Source organism: Arthrobacter sp. JCM 19049, from assembly GCF_001310435.1.
Window position 1 is genome coordinate 1 of the sequence record NZ_BAXF01000813.1, and the last position, 732, is coordinate 732.

1 protein-coding gene is annotated in these 732 nt (G+C 70.1%); it reads left to right on the plus strand.

All coding sequences use genetic code 11. The features are described from left to right. Window positions 1–32: 32 nt before the first annotated feature. Window positions 33–732 (plus strand): ABC transporter transmembrane domain-containing protein (locus JCM19049_RS16460; RefSeq protein WP_279403457.1); only part of this gene is annotated, 700 nt, incomplete at its 3' end.

Genomic DNA, 732 nt, shown 5'->3' on the forward strand with positions numbered 1-732 from the left:
CGCGCGGCCAGCGGGCGACCGGATTCACCCCGGTGCGGGATCTGCTGACCCGTTACACCGGGGCCCGCAAGGCCGTGCTGCTGGGGGTGCTGTCGGTGCTCTTCGCCGTGGCCCTCTCCGCGGTCAGCGGCTGGCTGATCGTCAAGGCCAGCTACATGCCCCCGGTGCTGCACCTGATGGTGGCGATCGTGAGCGTGCGCGCCCTGGGCATTGGCCGGGCGGCGCTGCGCTACCTGGAGCAGCTGGCCATCCACGACGCGGTGCTGGGGTACGCGGCCGAGCTGCGGGAAAAGATCTGGAACGCCATGGTGGCCAAGCCCGCCAGCTGGGGCGTTGTCTCCCGTTCCCCGGTGGTGCTGCGCTTCTTCCTGGCCGAGGTCGATGAACTGCGCGACCTGCTGACCCGGGTGGTCTTCCCGCCCCTGCAGGCCCTGATCGTCTGGCTGCTGGGCACCGTGGTGCTCTTCCTGATCCAGCCGACCTTCGGGTATGCGGGACTGGGCGCGCTGCTGCTGATGCTCATTGTCATTGTTCCGCTGATCCGCCGCATCGAGGGGCGCAGCACCACCGAGCAGCTGGAGCACCGGCTGCAGGTCAACGAACGCGTGCTGGCCATTCTGCGCAACCGGGCCTCGCTGCGGGCCAACGGCTCCCTGGGGGAGCTGCTGGCCCGGCTGCGGCACACCGAGCGGGAAAACACCCGCAAGGCCAGCTGGCACGCCCTGGCCCAGG